The organism is Holdemania sp. 1001095H_141210_F2 (genome assembly GCF_015558105.1).
Classification (GTDB): domain Bacteria; phylum Bacillota_I; class Bacilli_A; order Erysipelotrichales; family Erysipelotrichaceae; genus Holdemania.
Map to the genome: position 1 here is coordinate 1 of NZ_JADNPO010000058.1, position 2,219 is coordinate 2,219.

General features: G+C 53.6%; 2 protein-coding genes. Both read left to right on the forward strand.

The window, feature by feature from the left end; translation table 11 throughout:
• Nucleotides 1–1,310: murein hydrolase activator EnvC (locus I2G61_RS16215; RefSeq protein ID WP_195548471.1), on the forward strand; the 1,310-nt coding region annotated here is incomplete at its 5' end.
• A gap of 353 nt (nt 1,311–1,663) precedes the next feature.
• Nucleotides 1,664–2,219 (forward strand): cell division ATP-binding protein FtsE (locus I2G61_RS16220; protein ID WP_195548472.1); only part of this gene is annotated, 556 nt, incomplete at its 3' end.

Consider the following 2,219-nt stretch of genomic DNA (forward strand, 5'->3'; position numbering starts at 1 on the left):
TAATGACGGGCATGGTTTTGCCGGTCATGGCGGACGACGACGAAGACGTTTATTACTTGACGATGTGTTCCGGTTCTGATTTATCCGAAGAACAGAAAAACGAATGCAGGGAATATGCTTCCCGGCGCAACAGTGAACTGGCGCAGCAGCTCAGCGACATCAAGGCCAAACGCCAGGAGATTGAGAAGGATCTGGCGAAGATCGGTCAGGAGATCCGCGGCTATGACGCGCAGATCGCCCAGCTGACAGCGCAGATCAGCGAGCTGGAAAAGCAGATCAGCGAAAAGGAAGCATTGATCGCCCAGCTGGAAATTCAGATCCAGCAGAAGGAAGATGAGATCGCAGCGCTGCGGGAAAAGGTGGAACAGCGCTTAGTTCGTTCCCAGCAGACAATGCACACGAATCAGTTTCTGGATTTCTTAATGGGCGCGGAGGATTTTGCTTCACTCTTGCGCCGGATTCAGGGCGTTAACGATATCATGAATTATGATAAGAAGTCGCTGGAGGAATTAAAAGCGCTGATGGATGCGCTGGAAGCGGATAAAGCGCAGCTGGCCGAGGAAAAAGCGGGACTTGAAACAAGCAAGACGGAAGTTGAAGCGAAGAAAGCGGAGGTCACGCAGCTGCGGGTCGTCGCGAAGATCGCGCAGGAGGCGGCGGAAAAGCAGGCGGCGGATCTGGAAGCGCTGGGCAATCAGATCACGGCCAATTTGTCCGCATTTAAGGGCCTTCTGTCGTCAATCGACTTCAGCGGGATCGACAGCTCAACCGGCTTTACCAAACCTAACGGCGGCTATTTGAACAACGGCACCTGGTATTACAGCAGCGGCGGTGTTCATCTGGGAATGGATATCATGGCCGGGATCGGCACGCCGATCGCCGCGGCCGGCAACGGCGTCATTCTCAACAGCGCCGACGGCTGCGGAAATAATGGCTATCTCGGCAATACCTGCGGCGGCAGCGGCGGAAGCCGGGGCGGCGGGAATCAGGTATATTTGTTAACTAACATCAACGGGACGACCTACGCGGTCAAGTATCTGCACATGAGTCCCGGTTCTCCGATCGCGACCGGTTCTGTGGTAAGTGCCGGTGATCAGATCGGCACGGTTGGGCAGTCCGGCAATGCGAGCGCGCCGCACACGCATATCGAAGTGTTCAAGCTCGGCACGATGTCGATTGAAAGCTATGCCAACAGCTGGAACGGCGATCTGGCCTTCGGGGCCGGCTGGGGTTCTGGCGCGTTAAGCAATACCTGCGATAAGCGCGGCGCACCGTGCCGCGTGAAGCCGGAAACGGCATTCGGCTATTGATGGATAGCGGTTTAGTTTCGGTGCTTCTTGCGCTTAAAAGGAAAAGCCGTTTCCAGCTGCGCTGGATCTGAGAATAAAGCAAGGTGAATGACGATCGGGAGAACCCGTGCCGTTCACCTTTTTAAATGCTTTCAGCTCGCAGGCATGCGCATTATGAGCGTGAAACGAACTGCCACTTGCTTGAAATCGGGTGGCCCGACGTGATATATTTCATGCAATGAAATAACCGGAAACGCATAAAAGCGGGAATTCAGCGATCGAATGTGCGGCAAAGATTGTAAGAAATAACCCAATATTTTCATCATGTCCAAAATTGATTCTATGTTATAATACTAGCGATTGGATGTGAAACGATGCTGGATTTAAAACATGTATCAAAAACATATAAGAACGGAGTCAACGCTCTGTACGACGTCAATCTCAAGATTGATCAGGGCGAATTCGTGTATATCATCGGGCCGACCGGCTCGGGCAAATCGACGCTGATCAAGCTGCTGGACGGCGAGGAAATCCCGACCAAAGGCAAGGTCGAAGTCACCGGAATCAACGTCGGGAAGCTGAAGCATTCCAAAGTGCCGCTGTACCGCCGCAATATCGGCGTCGTGTTTCAGGACTTCCGCTTATTGGAGCGGAAAACGGTGTTTGAGAACATCGCGTTTGCGCTGGAGGTCATCAATGTGCCGAAGGAGAAAATCCGCAGGCGGGTGCGCGAGGTCATGAATTTAGTCGGTCTGGACGACAAGGGCAATTCGTTTCCGCAGGAACTTTCCGGCGGGCAGCAGCAGCGGGTGGCGATCGCTCGCGCGATTGCGAACAAACCGAAACTGCTGATCGCGGACGAACCGACCGGTAATCTCGATCCGCAGAAGTCGGATGAGATCATGACGTTGTTGGAAAAGATCAACCGTG